Origin of the sequence: Pseudomonas sp. 11/12A (assembly GCF_000800055.1) — a bacterium.
GTDB lineage: Bacteria > Pseudomonadota > Gammaproteobacteria > Pseudomonadales > Pseudomonadaceae > Aquipseudomonas > Aquipseudomonas mohnii.
In genome coordinates this window covers 4,025,963-4,041,810 of sequence record NZ_JUGV01000001.1, presented here as the reverse complement: position 1 = coordinate 4,041,810, position 15,848 = coordinate 4,025,963, and the positions used below count along the sequence as shown (strand labels likewise).

General features: G+C 61.7%; 15 protein-coding genes. 10 read left to right on the top strand and 5 right to left on the bottom strand.

What is annotated here, in order from left to right; all coding sequences use genetic code 11:
* Nucleotides 1-3: 3 nt before the first annotated feature.
* The 5 genes from kdpC to GQ39_RS18545 all read left to right on the top strand — a co-directional run bounded on the left by kdpC (nucleotide 4) and on the right by GQ39_RS18545 (nucleotide 6,885).
* A complete protein-coding gene (kdpC, locus tag GQ39_RS18565) occupies nucleotides 4-684 on the top strand; it encodes a K(+)-transporting ATPase subunit C (RefSeq protein ID WP_052193616.1) in 681 nt (226 codons plus the stop codon).
* A gap of 11 nt (nucleotides 685-695) precedes the next feature.
* A complete protein-coding gene (gene kdpB, locus GQ39_RS18560) occupies nucleotides 696-2,765 on the top strand; it encodes a potassium-transporting ATPase subunit KdpB (protein WP_047532419.1) in 2,070 nt (689 codons plus the stop codon).
* A 54-nt stretch (nucleotides 2,766-2,819) separates the two neighbouring features.
* On the top strand, nucleotides 2,820-5,513 hold the full coding sequence (locus GQ39_RS18555; protein WP_047532418.1) for a sensor histidine kinase: 2,694 nt from the start codon (nucleotides 2,820-2,822) through the stop codon (nucleotides 5,511-5,513).
* Complete coding sequence (locus GQ39_RS18550; protein WP_047532417.1) at nucleotides 5,510-6,202, top strand: response regulator; 693 nt, start codon at nucleotides 5,510-5,512, stop codon at nucleotides 6,200-6,202. The genes GQ39_RS18555 and GQ39_RS18550 overlap by 4 nt, the downstream gene beginning before the upstream one ends.
* Nucleotides 6,203-6,387: 185 nt before the next feature.
* Nucleotides 6,388-6,885, top strand: a complete 498-nt coding sequence (locus GQ39_RS18545; protein ID WP_047532416.1) for a GNAT family N-acetyltransferase — start codon at nucleotides 6,388-6,390, stop codon at nucleotides 6,883-6,885.
* Between the two features lie 152 nt (nucleotides 6,886-7,037).
* On the opposite strand, the gene GQ39_RS18540 is transcribed toward GQ39_RS18545, so the two are convergent.
* A complete protein-coding gene (locus GQ39_RS18540; protein ID WP_047532415.1) occupies nucleotides 7,038-7,523 on the bottom strand; it encodes a GNAT family N-acetyltransferase in 486 nt (161 codons plus the stop codon).
* A gap of 141 nt (nucleotides 7,524-7,664) precedes the next feature.
* Here GQ39_RS18540 and GQ39_RS18535 point away from each other — a divergent pair, with 141 nt between their 5' ends.
* The 3 genes from GQ39_RS18535 to GQ39_RS31005 all read left to right on the top strand — a co-directional run bounded on the left by GQ39_RS18535 (nucleotide 7,665) and on the right by GQ39_RS31005 (nucleotide 9,747).
* Nucleotides 7,665-8,090: a YybH family protein gene (locus GQ39_RS18535; protein WP_047532414.1), complete on the top strand. Its 426-nt coding sequence runs from the start codon at nucleotides 7,665-7,667 to the stop codon at nucleotides 8,088-8,090.
* 78 nt (nucleotides 8,091-8,168) lie between these two features.
* Nucleotides 8,169-8,513 (top strand): YciI family protein, encoded by a 345-nt coding sequence (locus GQ39_RS18530; protein ID WP_047532413.1) that lies wholly within the window; start codon nucleotides 8,169-8,171, stop codon nucleotides 8,511-8,513.
* Between the two features lies 1 nt (nucleotide 8,514).
* Nucleotides 8,515-9,747 (top strand): RNA polymerase sigma factor, encoded by a 1,233-nt coding sequence (locus tag GQ39_RS31005; RefSeq protein ID WP_152614008.1) that lies wholly within the window; start codon nucleotides 8,515-8,517, stop codon nucleotides 9,745-9,747.
* A 1,224-nt stretch (nucleotides 9,748-10,971) separates the two neighbouring features.
* Here the strand turns inward: GQ39_RS31005 and GQ39_RS18520 are convergent.
* Nucleotides 10,972-11,697, bottom strand: a complete 726-nt coding sequence (locus GQ39_RS18520) for an SDR family oxidoreductase (protein ID WP_047532412.1) — start codon at nucleotides 11,695-11,697, stop codon at nucleotides 10,972-10,974.
* Between the two features lie 111 nt (nucleotides 11,698-11,808).
* Between GQ39_RS18520 and GQ39_RS18515 the strand changes: the two genes are divergently transcribed.
* Nucleotides 11,809-12,651, top strand: a complete 843-nt coding sequence (locus tag GQ39_RS18515; RefSeq protein ID WP_047532411.1) for a LysR family transcriptional regulator — start codon at nucleotides 11,809-11,811, stop codon at nucleotides 12,649-12,651.
* A gap of 85 nt (nucleotides 12,652-12,736) precedes the next feature.
* Here the strand turns inward: GQ39_RS18515 and GQ39_RS18510 are convergent, their stop codons facing one another.
* The gene (locus GQ39_RS18510) at nucleotides 12,737-13,591 is read right to left on the bottom strand and encodes a LysR family transcriptional regulator (protein WP_047532410.1); all 855 of its coding nucleotides are present in this window, start codon (nucleotides 13,589-13,591) and stop codon (nucleotides 12,737-12,739) included.
* Between the two features lie 89 nt (nucleotides 13,592-13,680).
* On the opposite strand from GQ39_RS18510, the gene GQ39_RS18505 reads away from it, so the two are divergent.
* On the top strand, nucleotides 13,681-14,118 hold the full coding sequence (locus GQ39_RS18505; protein WP_047532409.1) for a multidrug/biocide efflux PACE transporter: 438 nt from the start codon (nucleotides 13,681-13,683) through the stop codon (nucleotides 14,116-14,118).
* Nucleotides 14,119-14,237: 119 nt separating this feature from the next.
* Here GQ39_RS18505 and GQ39_RS18500 read toward each other — a convergent pair whose 3' ends face one another.
* A complete protein-coding gene (locus tag GQ39_RS18500; RefSeq protein WP_047532408.1) occupies nucleotides 14,238-14,960 on the bottom strand; it encodes a TylF/MycF/NovP-related O-methyltransferase in 723 nt (240 codons plus the stop codon).
* The gene (locus GQ39_RS18495; protein WP_047532407.1) at nucleotides 14,957-15,823 is read right to left on the bottom strand and encodes a hypothetical protein; all 867 of its coding nucleotides are present in this window, start codon (nucleotides 15,821-15,823) and stop codon (nucleotides 14,957-14,959) included. The genes GQ39_RS18500 and GQ39_RS18495 overlap by 4 nt, the downstream gene beginning before the upstream one ends.
* Nucleotides 15,824-15,848 lie beyond the last annotated feature (25 nt).

Here is a 15,848-nt window from a genome sequence, read left to right as displayed (position 1 = left end):
GTGATGACTCAAGTACAAACCCAAACCAAGATGCCGTTTCTGTTTGTCGGCCTGTTGCGCCCGGTGCTGATTTCGGCGGCGTTCTTCATGTTGCTGACCGGGCTGGCGTATCCGTTGTTCACCACGCTAGTGGCCAACGTGCTGTTCCCGTTTCAGGCTCGGGGCAGTCTGGTTGAACGGGACGGGTTAGTGATCGGTTCGGCGGTGATTGGCCAGCACTTCACTCGTGCGGAGTATTTCCAGGGGCGCCCGAGCATGACCCTCGGCGCCGACCCGCTGGACCCGAGCAAGAGCGTGGCCCAGCCGTACAACGCCGGTTCCAGTGGCGCCAGCAACCTTGGCCCGACCAGCCAGAAGTTGATCGACGCCGTAGCCCTGCGCGTCGATGCCTACCGCCAGCAGAACGGTCTGGCAGCCGATGCGCAGGTGCCGGTGGATGCGGTCACTTCGTCGGCGTCAGGCCTGGACCCACACATTTCGGTGGCCAACGCACAGATCCAGGTATCGCGCGTCGCACGCCTGCGTCACCTGCCGGAAGCCGATCTGTTGAAGTTGGTGAACGCTCACACCGAGCAACGCACCTTTGGCTTGCTCGGCGAGCCCCGGGTCAATGTGCTGCAACTCAACCTTGCGCTGGATGCTTTGAAGCCTGCGCATCAGCCGCCCCTTGCGGCCAGTGAGTAAGAGAAACAACCATGAGTAAGCAAGCTCGTTTGCCTTTGTTTGACCGTGGGTTGTTGCTCACGGCGTGCCTGGATGCTTTCAGGAAATTGATGCCCCAGGCGCAGTGGAAGAACCCGGTGATGTTTGTGGTGTACCTGGGCAGCATCCTCACCACGTTGTTGTGGGTGCAGTCGCTGGTCGGCAAGGGAGAAGCCCCCAGTGGTTTCATTCTCTGCATCACCTTGTGGCTGTGGTTCACCGTGTTGTTTGCCAACTTCGCCGAAGCCCTTGCCGAGGGGCGCAGTCGGGCCCAGGCGGCCAGCCTGCGCGGGATGAAGCGCCAGACCCTGGCCAAGCTGATGCAGCAACCCAGGCACGGTTCCACCTGGAGGCCGGTGCCTTCCAGCGAACTGCTCAAGGACGCCGTGGTGTTGATTGAGGCCGGCGATCTGGTGCCCCTCGATGGGGTGGTGATCGAAGGCGTGGCGTCGGTGGATGAAAGCGCAATTACCGGGGAGTCGGCACCGGTGATACGTGAGGCGGGCGGTGACTTTTCATCGGTCACCGGCGGCACAAAAGTGCTTTCGGACTGGCTGGTGGTGCGTATCAGTGTCAATCCCGGCGAGTCCTTTCTGGATCGCATGATTACCATGGTCGAATCCGCGAAACGCCAGAAGACGCCCAACGAAGTGGCGCTGACCATTCTGCTGGTCGGCCTGACCTTTCTGTTTTTGCTGGTGATCGTGACCCTGGGCCCGTACTCGTTGTTCGCGGTGGGCATGAGCGGTGGCGATGTGGTCAGCGCAACGGTACTGGTGGCGCTGTTGGTCTGCCTGATCCCGACGACCATTGGTGGCCTGCTGTCGGCGATTGGTGTGGCGGGCATGAGCCGGATGATGTCGGCCAACGTCATTGCCACCTCCGGGCGCGCCGTAGAAGCGGCGGGTGATGTTGACGTCCTGCTGCTGGACAAGACCGGCACCATTACCTTGGGGAATCGCCAGGCCAGCAGTTTCCTGCCGGCGCCCGGGGTCAAGGAATCGGAACTGGCGGACGCCGCGCAGTTGGCCTCGCTGGCCGACGAAACGCCGGAAGGACGCAGTATTGTGGTGCTCGCCAAGCAGAAGTTCGATCTGCGGGCGCGGGACCTCAATGCCCTGGAGGCGAGCTTCGTGCAGTTCACCGCGCAAACCCGCATGAGCGGCGTCGATCTGGCCGGTGGCCGGAGCATCCGCAAGGGCGCGGCAGATGCCATTCGCCAGCACATCGAGGCGCTGGGCGGCAGCTTTCCGTCGTCCTTGCAGAGCAAGGTCGATGAAGTCTCGCGCCGTGGCAGTACACCGCTGGTCGTGTGCGATGGAGCACAGGCATTGGGTGTGGTCGAGCTCAAGGACGTGGTCAAGGGCGGCATCAAGGAGCGCTTTACCGAACTGCGACGCATGGGCATCAAGACGGTCATGATCACTGGCGACAACCGCCTGACGGCGGCAGCGATTGCTGTCGAAGCCGGGGTTGACGATTTTCTCGCCGAGGCCCGGCCGGAAGACAAACTGCAGCTGATTCGCGACTACCAGGCTCAGGGCAAGCTGGTGGCGATGACCGGAGACGGCACCAATGATGCGCCGGCACTGGCCCAGGCGGACGTGGCGGTGGCCATGAACAGTGGCACGCAGGCCGCCAAGGAAGCGGGCAACATGGTCGATCTGGACAGCAACCCGACCAAACTGATCGAGGTGGTTGAGGTCGGCAAACAGATGCTCATGACGCGCGGCGCGTTGACCACCTTCAGCGTGGCCAACGATGTGGCCAAGTATTTTGCTATCGTACCGGCCGCATTCGTCGCCACCTATCCACAACTGGGTGCCCTGAACGTGATGAACCTGAGCAGCCCGAACTCGGCGATTCTCAGTGCGGTGATCTTCAATGCCCTGATCATCGTGTTTCTGATCCCGCTGGCGCTCAGGGGGGTGACGTACCGAGCCATCGGCGCCGCGGCGTTGCTCAATCGCAACCTGCTGATCTATGGACTGGGAGGCGTACTGGTGCCATTCGCGGGGATCAAGGTGATCGACATGCTGTTGGCCGGGCTTGGCCTGGTTTGAAAGGACTGACTGTACGGCGCCCGGTGTGGCGCCGTGCCGTTCTAAAGGATTGCCATGCTCGTAACTGATACGTTCACCGCTGCACGGGACGGCCGCCCTGATCCCGATGCGCTGCTGGAGAAGCTGCAACAAGACGAACAGGCCGCCCTGCGCGGGAAATTGCGCATCTATTTCGGCTCCAATGCCGGGGTGGGTAAAACCTGCGCCATGCTCATTGCCGCCCAGCGCGAAGTGACCCAGGGCCGTGACGTGGTGGCTGGCGTGGTCGAAACCCATGGCCGCCGGGAAACCGCTGAACTGCTCACGGGGCTGGAACTGCTGCCGCGCTACAACGTGATGCATCGCGAGTGTGCCCTCAGCGAATTCGATCTGGATGCCGCGCTGGCGCGACGTCCGGCGGTGCTGCTGGTGGATGAACTGGCCCACAGCAATGTTCCCGGTTCGCGTCATCCCAAACGCTGGCAGGATGTCGAAGAACTGCTGCGCGCAGGCATCGACGTCTGGACCACCCTCAATGTCCAGCACCTGGAAAGTCTCAACGATATCGTCAGCGGGATCATCGGTATCCGGGTGCGCGAGACCGTGCCCGATCATCTGTTCGACGATGCCCACGAAGTGGTGGTGATCGACTTGCCACCCGATGACCTGTTACGTCGTCTCAAGGAAGGCAAGGTTTACCTGCCACCCCAGGCCGAGCGAGCGTCCCGGCATTTCTTTCGCAAAGGCAACTTGCTGGCCTTGCGAGAGCTGGCGTTGCGGCGCACTGCCGATCGCGTCGATGCACAGATGCGCGATTATCGCCGCGAGCGGTCCATCAACACCCTTTGGCCCGCGCGCGAACGTTTACTGGTGGGCGTGGCCGGGTACCCTTCGGATGAACGTCTGGTGCGGGAAGCGGCGCGCCTGGCACAAAAGCTTGAGGCGGACTGGATCGTCGTCCATGTGCCTTCGGCTCAGCGCCGTGAAGCGGGGGCGAACCGCTATGCCGCTGCGATGAAAACCCTGGCGCTGGCCGCGGAATTCGGGGCTGACACGGCCACGCCGTCAGGCATGGACGTGGCCGAGACCCTGGTGGCGTTTGCTCGTGAACATAACGCCAACCGCCTGGTGCTCGGGCATTACCCGCGCAAGGTCTGGCAGTTCTGGCATCAGTCGATCAGTGACCGTATCAGCCGTCGTCATCCCGAGATCGATCAGATCGTCATCGCCCATGGCCCGCTGCCCGTCGCGGGGGCGGTGGCGCTGAACACGGATGCCGCGCTGCCGCCAAGCAGGGCTCCGGCATACCTGTGGGCCAGTCTTGCCTGTTTTATCGCCACGGCGGTGGCTGCCTTGCTGTTGCAGGTGTTTGATCTGGCCAACGTGGTCATGCTGTTTTTGCTCACGGTGGTCTTGGTCGCCCTGCGCTATGGGCGCGGTCCGGGTGTTTGGGCGGCGATGCTGGCGGTGCTGTGTTTTGATTTCTTCTTCGTCCAGCCACGCTGGTCGTTTACGGTCAACGATACCCAATATTTCTTTACCTTCGCCCTGATGCTGGGGATTGCTTTGATCACCGGTCAGTTGACGGCACGCTTGCGTCACGAGGCTCATACCGCCGCCGGCCGTGAGCGCCGGGCGACGTCGTTGGCGAGGCTGGCGCGCGACCTCTCGGCGGCGCTGACGGTGGAGCAAATCACAGAGGTGGCGCTGCGTACCTTCAGCGGCGTGTTTGAAGCACGGGTCGGGCTGGCACTGCCGGACGCCATGGACGGTATCCATGCCAGTGGCGCCGGTGCATTCCCGCTCGATGAAAGCATCGCCCAATGGGTTTACGACCACGGCCAACCCGCTGGCCAGGGCACCGATACGCTGGCAGCCGCTCAAGGCCACTATTTGCCGTTGAGGGCACCCATGCGCGTACGCGGTGTATTGGTGCTTGAGCTGGCTGAACCCGAGCGGTTGAAGGAGCCTGAAGAACAACGTTTGCTTGAGGCATGCATGAGCCAACTGGCTATCGCGCTGGAACGGGTGCATTTCGTCGAAGTGGCGCAGAGCACTCTGGTGCAGATGGAGGGTGAGCGCATGCGCAATACGCTGCTGGCTGCGATCTCTCATGACCTGCGCACACCACTGACCACCATTATTGGCGCGGCAGATGCGGCGGTGCACCATGCACCGTCAGGACCGCTGGCGCAGTTGTTGGACGGTATCCACGATCAGGCCAGTTCCATGCAGCGGTTGATCGAAAACCTGTTGGACATGGCCCGGATGCAGGAGCGCGGCGTGCGCCTGAACCGGCAATGGCACTCATTGGAGGAGATCGTTGGCAGCGCTTTACGCCAACTGCGCGAACCGTTGGCGCGGCACGTAGTGCGTACCGCGCTGTCGCCGCAGTTGCCGTTGGTGGAGGTCGATGCACTGATGATCGAACGAGTGCTGGTCAACCTGCTGGACAACGCCGCGAAGTACACGCCGGCCGGAACACTGGTGCAGGTTACCGCCCGGCAAGTGGAGGACAGTATCGTGCTGGAGGTGCTCGATGCCGGGCCCGGTTGCCCCCAGGGCAGCACGCCTCAGAGTTTGTTCGAACCCTTCACCCGGGGGCAGCGGGAGTCGGCCGTTGCCGGCATCGGCCTTGGGCTGGCATTGGCAAAACGGATTGTCCAGGCTCATGGCGCAACGATTGAGGCCCAACCCCGGGCCACTTCGGGGATCCGCTTTGTGATCACTCTACCGGCGGGTCAACCGCCTTCCATGGAATCGCTATGACCAGTGCACGGATCCTTATTGTCGAGGATGAGGCCAACATACGTCGTTTCGTCGGTATCGCGCTGCAGGACGAAGGTTTTCAGGTGTTTGAGGCCGACAACGTCAAACGCGCCCTGATCCACGCCGCCAGCCGTCAACCGGACCTGGTCATTGTCGATCTGGGCTTGCCCGACGGCGACGGCAAACAATTGATCAGCGAGCTGCGAGGCTGGATGACAGTGCCGATTCTGGTGCTGTCGGCCCGTGACCGTGAAGAGGAAAAAGTGGCGGCACTGGATGCGGGCGCCGATGACTATCTGGTCAAGCCTTTCGGCGTGCCTGAGTTGCTTGCGCGAATCCGCGCGCAATTGCGCCGACATGTGCAGAGCGGGACCGCCGCCGTCACCAGCAAGGTGACGTTTGGCATGATCGAAGTGGACCTGGCCACGCACGAGGTCCGGCGCGAGGGCCAATCAGTCCATCTGACGCCTATCGAGTATCGTCTGCTGTGTGCGTTGGTTCGCGGGCAAGGCCGGGTCATGACTCATCGCCAGCTCTTGCTCGAGGTGTGGGGCCTGGATTACGTCGATCGTGCTCACTACCTACGGGTGCACATGGCGCACTTGCGGCAAAAGCTGGAGGCCGATGCGGCGCAGCCGCAGCATTTCATCACCGAATTGCAGGTGGGTTATCGCTTGGTGGGGCTGTAAAGAAGGGCTGGCGATGCCTGCCGCGTCTGGCGGTGTGTCGCTCACTGTCCCGCTTGATTCGTCGCTCGTGCGGCAAGTCGATGTACAGCGTGACTACGCTGAACGCTCGACGGCAGGCAAGTATTGTTAGAATCGGTGAGCGTTACTCCGTCATCTCACTTGCCCCAAGGTTGCTGCGCTCTGCCATGAACTCGACAAACCCTGTCATCCGAAACGTCCTGCCCGCCGACCTGGACCGTTGCTACGCCATCGAAACCGTAGCCTACGAGGGCGACGAAGCCGCGACCCGCGAAAAAATCGCCACCCGCATCGCCACTTGGCCCGAAGGTTTCATCGTTGCCGAAGTGGGCGGCGTGGTCGCCGGTTTCATCAATTCCGGTGCGGCATTTGAAGTGGAAATGTCGGACGAAGCGTTCAAGGAGCTGATCGGCCACGACCCGGCCGGGCCCCATGTGGTGATCATGTCGGTGGTGGTGCATCCGGATTATCAGGGGCAGGGGCTGGCCAAGCGTTTGATGGGCGAGTTCATCGAGCGCATGCGCGCACTGGGCAAGGCCAGCATCAACCTGATGTGCAAGGAGCGGCATATCCCGCTGTACGCCGGGTTCGGCTTTGCCTACGTCAAGCCATCGGCGTCGGACCATGGCGGCATGGCGTGGCATGAGATGGTGCTCAGTCTCTAAACCCGACGCAGATCCCCCTGTAGGAGCGAGCTTGCTCCGGGCGGCGTTCCGACGATGGACTTAAGAACACCGCGTTTATTCGGTAAACACGCGTTATCGTTAACGACCATCGTCGGAACGCCGCCCGGAGCACAGGGGGGCGGATGTGCCTATCAGAACATCAATCCCATCCGCCGCTCATAGCCGATCCGCCCCTTGTACGCCTCGCCGCTGTCGACAAAACCGTATTTGGCATACAGGGCAATGGCCGCGGCGTTGTCCGCATCCACCGACAACTCCAGCCCGCGAATTTCCGGCCAGGCCTGGCGGGCCACTTCAGGCAAGTCTTGCAGGCAAGCCTTGCCATACCCCTTGCCCTGGGCGCGCTGATCGACTTGCAAGGCATGCAGGGTGGCGCTGTGTTCATCGGCCCAGGCGGGTAATACCGGTGGGCGTTTGAGCAGCAGGAAGGCGACGGGAATCGCGTCGGCCAACAGGGCAAATCCTTTGACGCCGGGGCCGGGTTTGGATAGCAGGGTGTGCAATGCACCGTGGATGTCACCGGAAAACCTGATTTGTTCCGGGTGTACTTCGATGGCCTCGACCTGCTGGCGTTGCAACGCATTCAGGCTTTCGTAAGGCACGAGTCGGGCTGTCACTGGAGTGTCCTTTTTCCATTGGAAATGAGCCTCGGATTCTAGCGAGTTTGCGTTCCTGGATTATTTTTATTTCGACTGTCGATTGGATGGATCGCCAGACGACTAGGGGTGTCTTCAAAACAAAAACCACGGAGAACCACCATGAATGCCACACACGAAATCCAGACCCTGATCGACAACTACCGTCAGGCGGTCATCGCCAAGGATGTCGAGAAAATCATGGCCCTGTATGCCGACGACATCGTCTCTTACGACGCGGTCAAGGCGCTGCAGTTTCGCGGCAAGGCCGCCTACCGTGCGCACTGGCTGGAATGCATGGAAATGTGCCAGGGCCCGCACACCTTTGATTTCGACCACACCAACATCGTGGCCGATGAGCACATCGCCTTTGCCCATTGGCTGGCCCACTGCGGCGGCACCAATGACAAGGGTGAAACCCAGGCGTGCTGGATGCGCGTGACGGCCTGCTATCGGCGTGAGGCCGGTCAATGGCGCATCGTCCATGAACACTGGTCGGCCCCGTTCGACATGATGAGTGGCACGGCCCTGTTCAACCTGGAGCCCTGACCGTCGGGCAGTTGATCGGGAAGCTGCGCCAAACGGCTCATTCACGGCCATAGTTGATCTTCGATCCTGGAGAAGCTCATGAAGTATTTATGCCTGGTCTACAGCGACGAGCACCTGCTGCATTCGTTGCCGGAAAGCCCGAAGGACGCCGAGTGCATGGCGTACGCCGAGTCGATCCAGGGCAGTGGCCGAATGGTCGCCGCCGAGGCGCTGGAGTCGGTGCAGACCGCCACGACCGTGCGCATGCGCAACGGCAAGCTGTCGATCACCGATGGCCCGTTCGCCGAAACCAAGGAGCAATTGGCCGGCTTCTACCTGATCGACGCCAAGGACCTCAATGAAGCCATCCAGGTCGCCGGTGACATTCCGGCGGCCCGGGTCGGCTGTGTCGAAGTGCGCCCCGTTCGTCAGTTGAATCCTTGAAATGACGTTGCCGGTCAAGGAGCGCGTCGAGCAGGTCTATCGTGAAGAGTCGCGACGGATTCTGGCGACACTGATCCGCTTGCTCGGCGATTTCGACCTCGCCGAAGAGGCCCTGCATGAGGCGTTTTTCATTGCAGTCGAGCGCTGGCAGCGGGACGGTGTGCCGGACAAGCCGCGGGCGTGGCTGGTGTCCACCGGACGCTTCAAAGCCATTGATGTGTTGCGCCGGCGCGCCCGCTTCGCCGCCTCTCGTCCGTTGTTGATCGCACAACTGGAAGCACTGGAGCAGGCCGACTGGAGTGACGAGGACGTGGAAGACGACCGCCTGCGGCTGATTTTCACCTGCTGTCACCCGGCACTGGCAGCGGACACCCAGGTGCCGCTGACCCTGCGGGAAGTCTGCGACCTGACCACGGAAGAAATCGCCCGGGCCTTCCTCTCGGCGCCGGCCACCATCGCCCAGCGCATCGTGCGCGCCAAGGCGAAAATCCGTGACGCGAAAATCCCTTATCAGGTGCCGACCCTGGCGGAACTGCCCGAACGCCTCGACAGCGTGTTACGGGTGATTTACCTGGTGTTCAACGAAGGTTATTCGGCGTCCATCGGCGCGCTGGTGACCCGCGAAGAGTTGACCCGTGAAGCCATTCGACTCGGTCGTTTGCTCATGGAGCTGTTGCCGGAGCCCGAGGTGATGGGGTTGCTGGCGCTGATGCTGTTGCACGAATCGCGGCGTCCGGCGCGCACGTCTTCGAGTGGCGAACTGATCCTGTTGGATGAGCAGGACCGAACGTTGTGGGACCGCCAGATGATCGCCGAAGGCTGTGCGTTGGTGGAGCGGGCGCTGGGCACGCGGCGATTCGGCCCCTATTGCCTGCAAGCGGCGATTGCGGCGGTGCATGCCGAAGCACCGTCGGTGGAGCAGACCGATTGGGCGCAGATTGTCGGGCTGTATGACGTGTTGCTGCGCGCCGTACCTTCACCGGTGATCGAGTTGAACCGCGCCGCTGCGCTGTCGAAGCGGGATGGGCCGCTGGCGGGACTGGCGCTGGTCGAGGCGATTCTGGATCGCGGTGAGCTGCAGGATTACCACTTGGCCCATTCGGCGCGGGCGGAATTTTGTCGGCAGTTGGGGCGGGTGGAGCAGGCGCGGCAGGCGTATGAGCGGGCACTGGAGTTGACCCGGCAGGAGCCGGAGCGGCGGTTTATCGAGGGCCGGCTCAGGGCATTGAGGTGATATGGGGTGTATCGGCGGCCTTTGGGCCGACCGGGCTCCTGGTTGATTGTGTACATATCCGTTGCTGCGGTAACGGCCGCCTATGGTTTCGCCCTTACGGCGACTTACTTTTTTTTCAGACCCCTCCGCCAAAAAAAAGATAAGCAAAAAAAGGCTCGCCCCGAGCGTCCGGCCCCTCGCTGGGGCTCGGGGTTCCTTCGCTGCGGTGTCCATCCGGGGACACTGCCCTCCGGTTGGCTTCGCTTCAACCTACATGCAGCGTGTTCGACTGCGTCGAACGGCGCTGCGCGCCACTCCCCGGATGAACACCTCCACTCAGCCTTCCGAAGGGGCGGGTGGATCAAGATCAAGCGCTGCAGGCGAGCTAACGCTCGGCCTGATGAGTGGTGAAGAGCGGGGTTGTGGGGCTTGCTTTTCTGTAGGAGCTGGCTTACCAGCGAAGGCGGCCTGACAGCCGACCAATCACCTGCAGCTGCCCCAATCTCCTGTGGGAGCTGGCCTGCCAGCGATGGCGGCCGATCAGCCGATCAATCATCCGCAGGTGTACCCGTTCTCCTGTGGGAGCTGGCCTGCCAGCGATGGCGGCCGATCAGCCGATCAATCATCCGCAGGTGTACCCGCTGTCCTGTGGGAGCTGGCTTGCCAGCGAAGGCGGCCGATCAGCCGATCAATCATCCGCAGGTGTACCCGTTCTCCTGTGGGAGCTGGCCTGTCAGCGAAGGCGGCCGATCAGCCGGTCAATCATCCGCAGGTGTACCCGTTCTCCTGTGGGAACTGGCCTGCCAGCGATGGCGGCCGATCAGCCGATCAATCATCCGCAGGTGTACCCGTTCTCCTGTGGGAGCTGGCCTGCCAGCGATGGCGGGCGATCAGCCGATCAATCATCCGCAGGTGTACCCGTTCTCCTGTGGGAACTGGCCTGCCAGCGATGGCGGCCGATCAGCCGATCAATCATCCGCAGGTGTACCCGCTCTCCTGGGGGAGCTGGCCTGTCAGCGAAGGCGGCCGATCAGCCGATCAATCATCCGCAGGTGTACCCGCTCTCCTGTGGGAGCTGGCTTGCCAGCGATGGCGGCCGATCAGCCGATCAATCATCCGCAGGTGTACCCGTTCTCCTGTGGGAGCTGGCTCGTCGGGGCGCCGCATCGCAGCGAAGGCGGCCTGACAGCCGACCAATCACCCACAGATGTACGCCATCTCTGCACAATCAAACCCGCACGACCTTCAGCTTTGCTGACGTGTCGCCGCCATCACGATCTCGCGAATGCACACGTTCTGCGGTTGCTGGTACGCAAACGCGATGGCTGATGCGACATCTTCGGCGCTCAATACGGTACCGCCCATGTCCTGTTTCCAGGCCTGGTAACCGGTCTTGATCGCTTCATCGGTGGTGTGGCCGAGCAGTTCGGTTTCTACCGCGCCCGGTGCGATGGTGATGACTCGCACGTTATGCGGTGACAGTTCTTCCCGCAGGTTTTCCGACAGGCCATGTACCGCGAATTTGGTCCCGACGTAGGCCACGTGGTTGGGGAATGTCTTGCGCCCGGCCACCGAGCTGACGTTGATGATCGTGCCGTGTTTGCGCTCGATCATCCCGGCCACCACCGCGTGCACGCCATTGAGCAGGCCTTTCACATTGACGTCGAGCATCTGGTCCCACTGTGCCGGGTCCTGTTTGCTCATCTCGCCCAGCAGCATTACCCCGGCGTTGTTGATCAGCGCATCGGCCGGGCCGAACTGTGCTTCGGCTTCGGCCACGGCGGCGAGCAGGGTCGGGCGGTCGGTGATGTCGACGCGACGGCTGAGGGTGTCCGGCAAATCGAGCGCTTGCAGGCGTTCGACCCGCCGAGCCAGCAGTAACAGCGGATGGCCGGCTGCACTCAGCAAGCGAGCGGCGGCTTCGCCAATGCCTGAACTGGCCCCGGTGATGATGATCAATGGCTTACCCATGGCTGGACTCCTGAAATCAGAAAAACAAATAACTCAACGTGATGCGCAGTATATTTATCGCTGCCGTGGCTGAAAAATGCCTTATTTCTCTGTCTGTCATCGGAACTGCCTATGGATATCCGCCACCTCACAGCCTTTGTCGCGGTGTTCGAGGAGCGCAACATCACCCTCGCGGCCCAGCGGTTGTTCGTCAGCCAGCCGACCCTGTCGGTAACCATCAAGCAGCTCGAAGAGGAGTTGGGCGCCCGGCTGTTCGTGCGTCAGCCCCGTGGCGTTGATGTCAGTGATGAGGCGCGGGTCCTGTACCCGCAGGCCCTGCGGATGGTGGCGGATGCGCAAGCCTTGAGCCGGTTGTTCCTCGGCCAGGAAAACCGCACGCCGCTGACCTTGGGCATCGAAGGCGATATTGCCGAAAGTCACATCGAAGCGTTCGTGCGCATGGCCCGACAGGCACTGCCCAACCTGTTGCTGACGCTCGAAGAAGGCTGCCGCGGCGACGGGCGCCTGGCGGTGGAGGAGATGTGCTGCGAGGACGAGTTGTTCCTGCCACTGTGGGAGGAATCCTATGTGATGGCGCTGCCGGTGGGACATCCGATGGCCATCGCGCAAAGCGGGCAAGCCTGGACGCCGATCAGTGACTGGATCACCTGCCCACAGCACCCGTCCCATCAACGCTTGATGGCGCTGTACGGACGTTCGCCAGACGCGGTGGCGGGGCATGCCGGCTCGTTGAAACAGGCGCTGCACATGGTGGCTGCGGGCATTGGCGTGGCGCTGTTGCCGCAGTCATTGGTGAGCGGGCAGGCACGGGTGACGACTCGTGCGATGCACTTGCCGACCCCGACGCGTCGGGTGGGTTTGTGCTACGCCGCCCAGGCGCTGGAGTTACCTGCGATGCGCGGGTTGCATGAGTTTTTTCAAATGAATCAGCCGATGCGGGTCGAGGTGGCGTGATCAGGCTCAGGTGATGGAGTGTCTGAATTGACGTCATCGCGGGCAAGTCACGCTCCTACAGCTTCCGCGCAGCGCCGAAGGACTCTCACTCCAGCATCTTGCCCAGCAACCAACTACCCGCCGGCCCCGGTGGGTGCAGCCGCGACCACAGGGCATCGACCGACACCGTCTTCGGCCAGCCACGCACCGGCAGCTCCTGCAAGGTGCCCGGACCGAAGCGCTCCACCAGCCAGCGCGGCAACGGCGCCCAGCCGAATCCGCCCTGGGCCATCTCCAGCAGCATCAAATAACTCGGCGCCGACCAGACGCGCCCTTTGGCCCGGCTTTCATAGGGATTGACGATGGTTGCCAGGCGCAATTCACGGTGCTGCTGTAGCACGTCCTGATCAATGTATGGCAGCGCTGCCAGCGGATGTTCAGGGGACGCGAACAGCGCGATGTCCGTGCGTTCATCCACCGTCGAGCTGACCAGGTCCGGTGGGTAGCTGTCCTGCATTTCGGCGAAGGCGACCTGCGCCCGACCGCTCTGTACCAGCGCCACCAGGTCATCGCATTCGGCGATCAGGCATTCGAGTTCCAGGTCGGGATAACGCTGCTCGAAGGCACTGAGTGACGCTTCGAAGCGGTCGGACTGGTAGGTGTCGGACAGCGCCACGGTCAATTTCGCCTCGACCCCTTGGGACAGTTGGCTGGCCGCCATTTCCAGGCGACTGGTGGCGGCCAGAATGTCCTCGGCGCGCTGCAACATCACGTACCCGGCCGGGGTGAGCGTGGGTTTGCGGGTGGTGCGGTCAAACAGCGTCAGGTTGAGGTCGATTTCCAGACTGGCCACCGCCGCGCTGACGGTCGACTGACTGCGACCCAATTTACGCGCCGCAGCGGAAAACGAGCCCTGAGTCGCGGCCTGGACGAAGGCCTGCAACACTTCTTGGGAGGCCATGAACTATCGCCTTGATCGATGGTTATTGGTTATGAAGTATCGGTGCGAGAAAGGATCATGGCAACCACCGTCACTCAAGGAGTCTGGCCATGAGCGCCAACAAATCCATTACTGAGCGTATTTTCCAGGCCATCGGTTTCGAATTGCTGGCCATCCTGATCTGCACCCCATTGCTGGCGTGGATCATGGACAAGCCGATGCTCGACATGGGCGTCGTGACCCTGGTCATGGCCGCACTGGCCCTGGCGTGGAACGTGGTCTTCAACGGTTTCTTCGATCGGATGCTCAAGCGCCTGGCCATTGCACACAACGCCTGGGTCCGGGTGGTGCATGCGCTGTTGTTCGAAGGCGGCCTGGTGGCCCTCGGCGTACCGCTGATTGCCTGGTGGCTGAACATCAGCTTGTGGCAGGCATTTTTGCTGGATATCGGGGTGCTGCTGTTTTTCCTGCCGTACACCTACCTGTACCACTGGGTGTATGACGTGGTGCGCGAGCGCATGGTCATTCGTGAAAGCTGCGGCGCATAAACGACGAGAGCGAGCTGGCTCGCGAAACGGTCAACGATTCAACATCATTGTTGAAGGTCAGACCGCATTCGCGAGCCAGCTCGCTCCCACAGGTTTTGTGTCAGGTCCCGGTCCGGGTATCAGACGTGGAAGTAACCTACGCAGGAATCGAACGGCAGACGCTTGAGTTCGATCTTGTTCAGGTCCAGCACTTCACGCAGGGCTTTGGTTTCGCCCGGGAAGTTGCGGTAGGCGACTTCGTCGAGCACCACGATTGCGCCTTTAGGCATGTACGGCAGGAAGGTTTCCAGCGCGACTTTGGTCGATTCGTACAGGTCGGTGTCGAGAATCAGCATGGCCACGACCAGGTCAGGACGGGTCTTGACCCACTCAGGCACGGTCTTGACGATGTCACCCTTGACCAGTTCGCAGCGCGGGATGCGGTTGACCGGGCGCAGCAGGTCGTTGGCGTCGATCATGTCCTGGATCAGCGACTGGTCGGTGTCGGAGAACATGGTCTCGTTGACGTCGGCCGGGTCTTCGTTCTTGTCGATGCTCTGGAAGCCTTCGAAGGTGTCGAAGCCAATGATCGAGCGGTTGATCGCGTAGGGTTCCAGGATCATCGACAGGTGCATGTAGAGCATCAGCGAGTTGCCCTTGTACACGCCGCACTCGATGATCGCGCCCGGTACTTCGGCCACTTTCTTGAACAGCTCCATGCGCGACAGCGCAGCGGTCACGCCGATGCGGTTGGCGAAAACGAACGGTGCATCGGCGACGTATTCGGCATCGACCCGTTTGAGGACGTTGGCACGGGTTTCGTTGTACTGGGCCTCGGCAGGCGTGATGCGACGCTTGGTCATTGGTCGATTCCTTGGAAATTCGAAAAGTCGTGGGCGTGGAAATAGTCTTTGAAGCCTGCGCCGACATCCGGGCACGCGCTGTCGACGTTGATGGCGCCGCGCTGGTGCTTGAGGTCGTCGAGATGCATCAGGCGGAAGTCCACGCTGAAGCGGGTTTGATCGGTGTGGTTGGCCACGGTGCCGTGCAGGTGCGAGCCGGAGAAGATCAGCATCTCCCCGGTGTTGCCGGCGATGCGCACTTCAGAGGCGCTATCGATAGCTTCCAGTGGCACCGGGTGCACCCGGACTTCCTCCTTGAGGTTGTCCTTGGCCTTGTGGCGCTGATTGTTGATCCAGTCGTTGAGGCTCCATTGGCTGGAGGTGTTCTTCACCGGTACGTCGAAGTAGCCGGCGTTGATCATCATGGTCTGGTCGGGGCTGATGGTGTGCACCGGCATCCAGGTGTTGATCTGGCAATCGACGCTGCCGTACCACGTGTCGCGATGCGGCTTGTAGGCGTAGCTGACCCCGGCGTGCAGGTAGTCATAGTTGGGCACCACGCGAATGCGCGGCACGTCGAAAATGTATTCGCGCGGGTCGACGCCGATCTCGTCGATAAACGCCAGAATCAGTTCCTTGACGCGTTGGCTATTGGTGAACTGGCCCTTGAGGCGCGTCACCAGAACCACGAATTCGTCCACCGGCATCAGCGTGTGCAGCGCCTGGTGATGGGTTTCGCCGTCGAAGGCGGCGGTGATGCTCTCCTGCGCGAACGCGCACAGATCCTTGGCGGCACGCAGATGAGTGTTCAGGAAGATGTCGCCGGCGTAGATGGCTTCTTTGAAGTCAGCTTTGTGTTGAAGCTGATTGATGTACAGATTCACGATTTCACTCCTGAATGCATCGAGT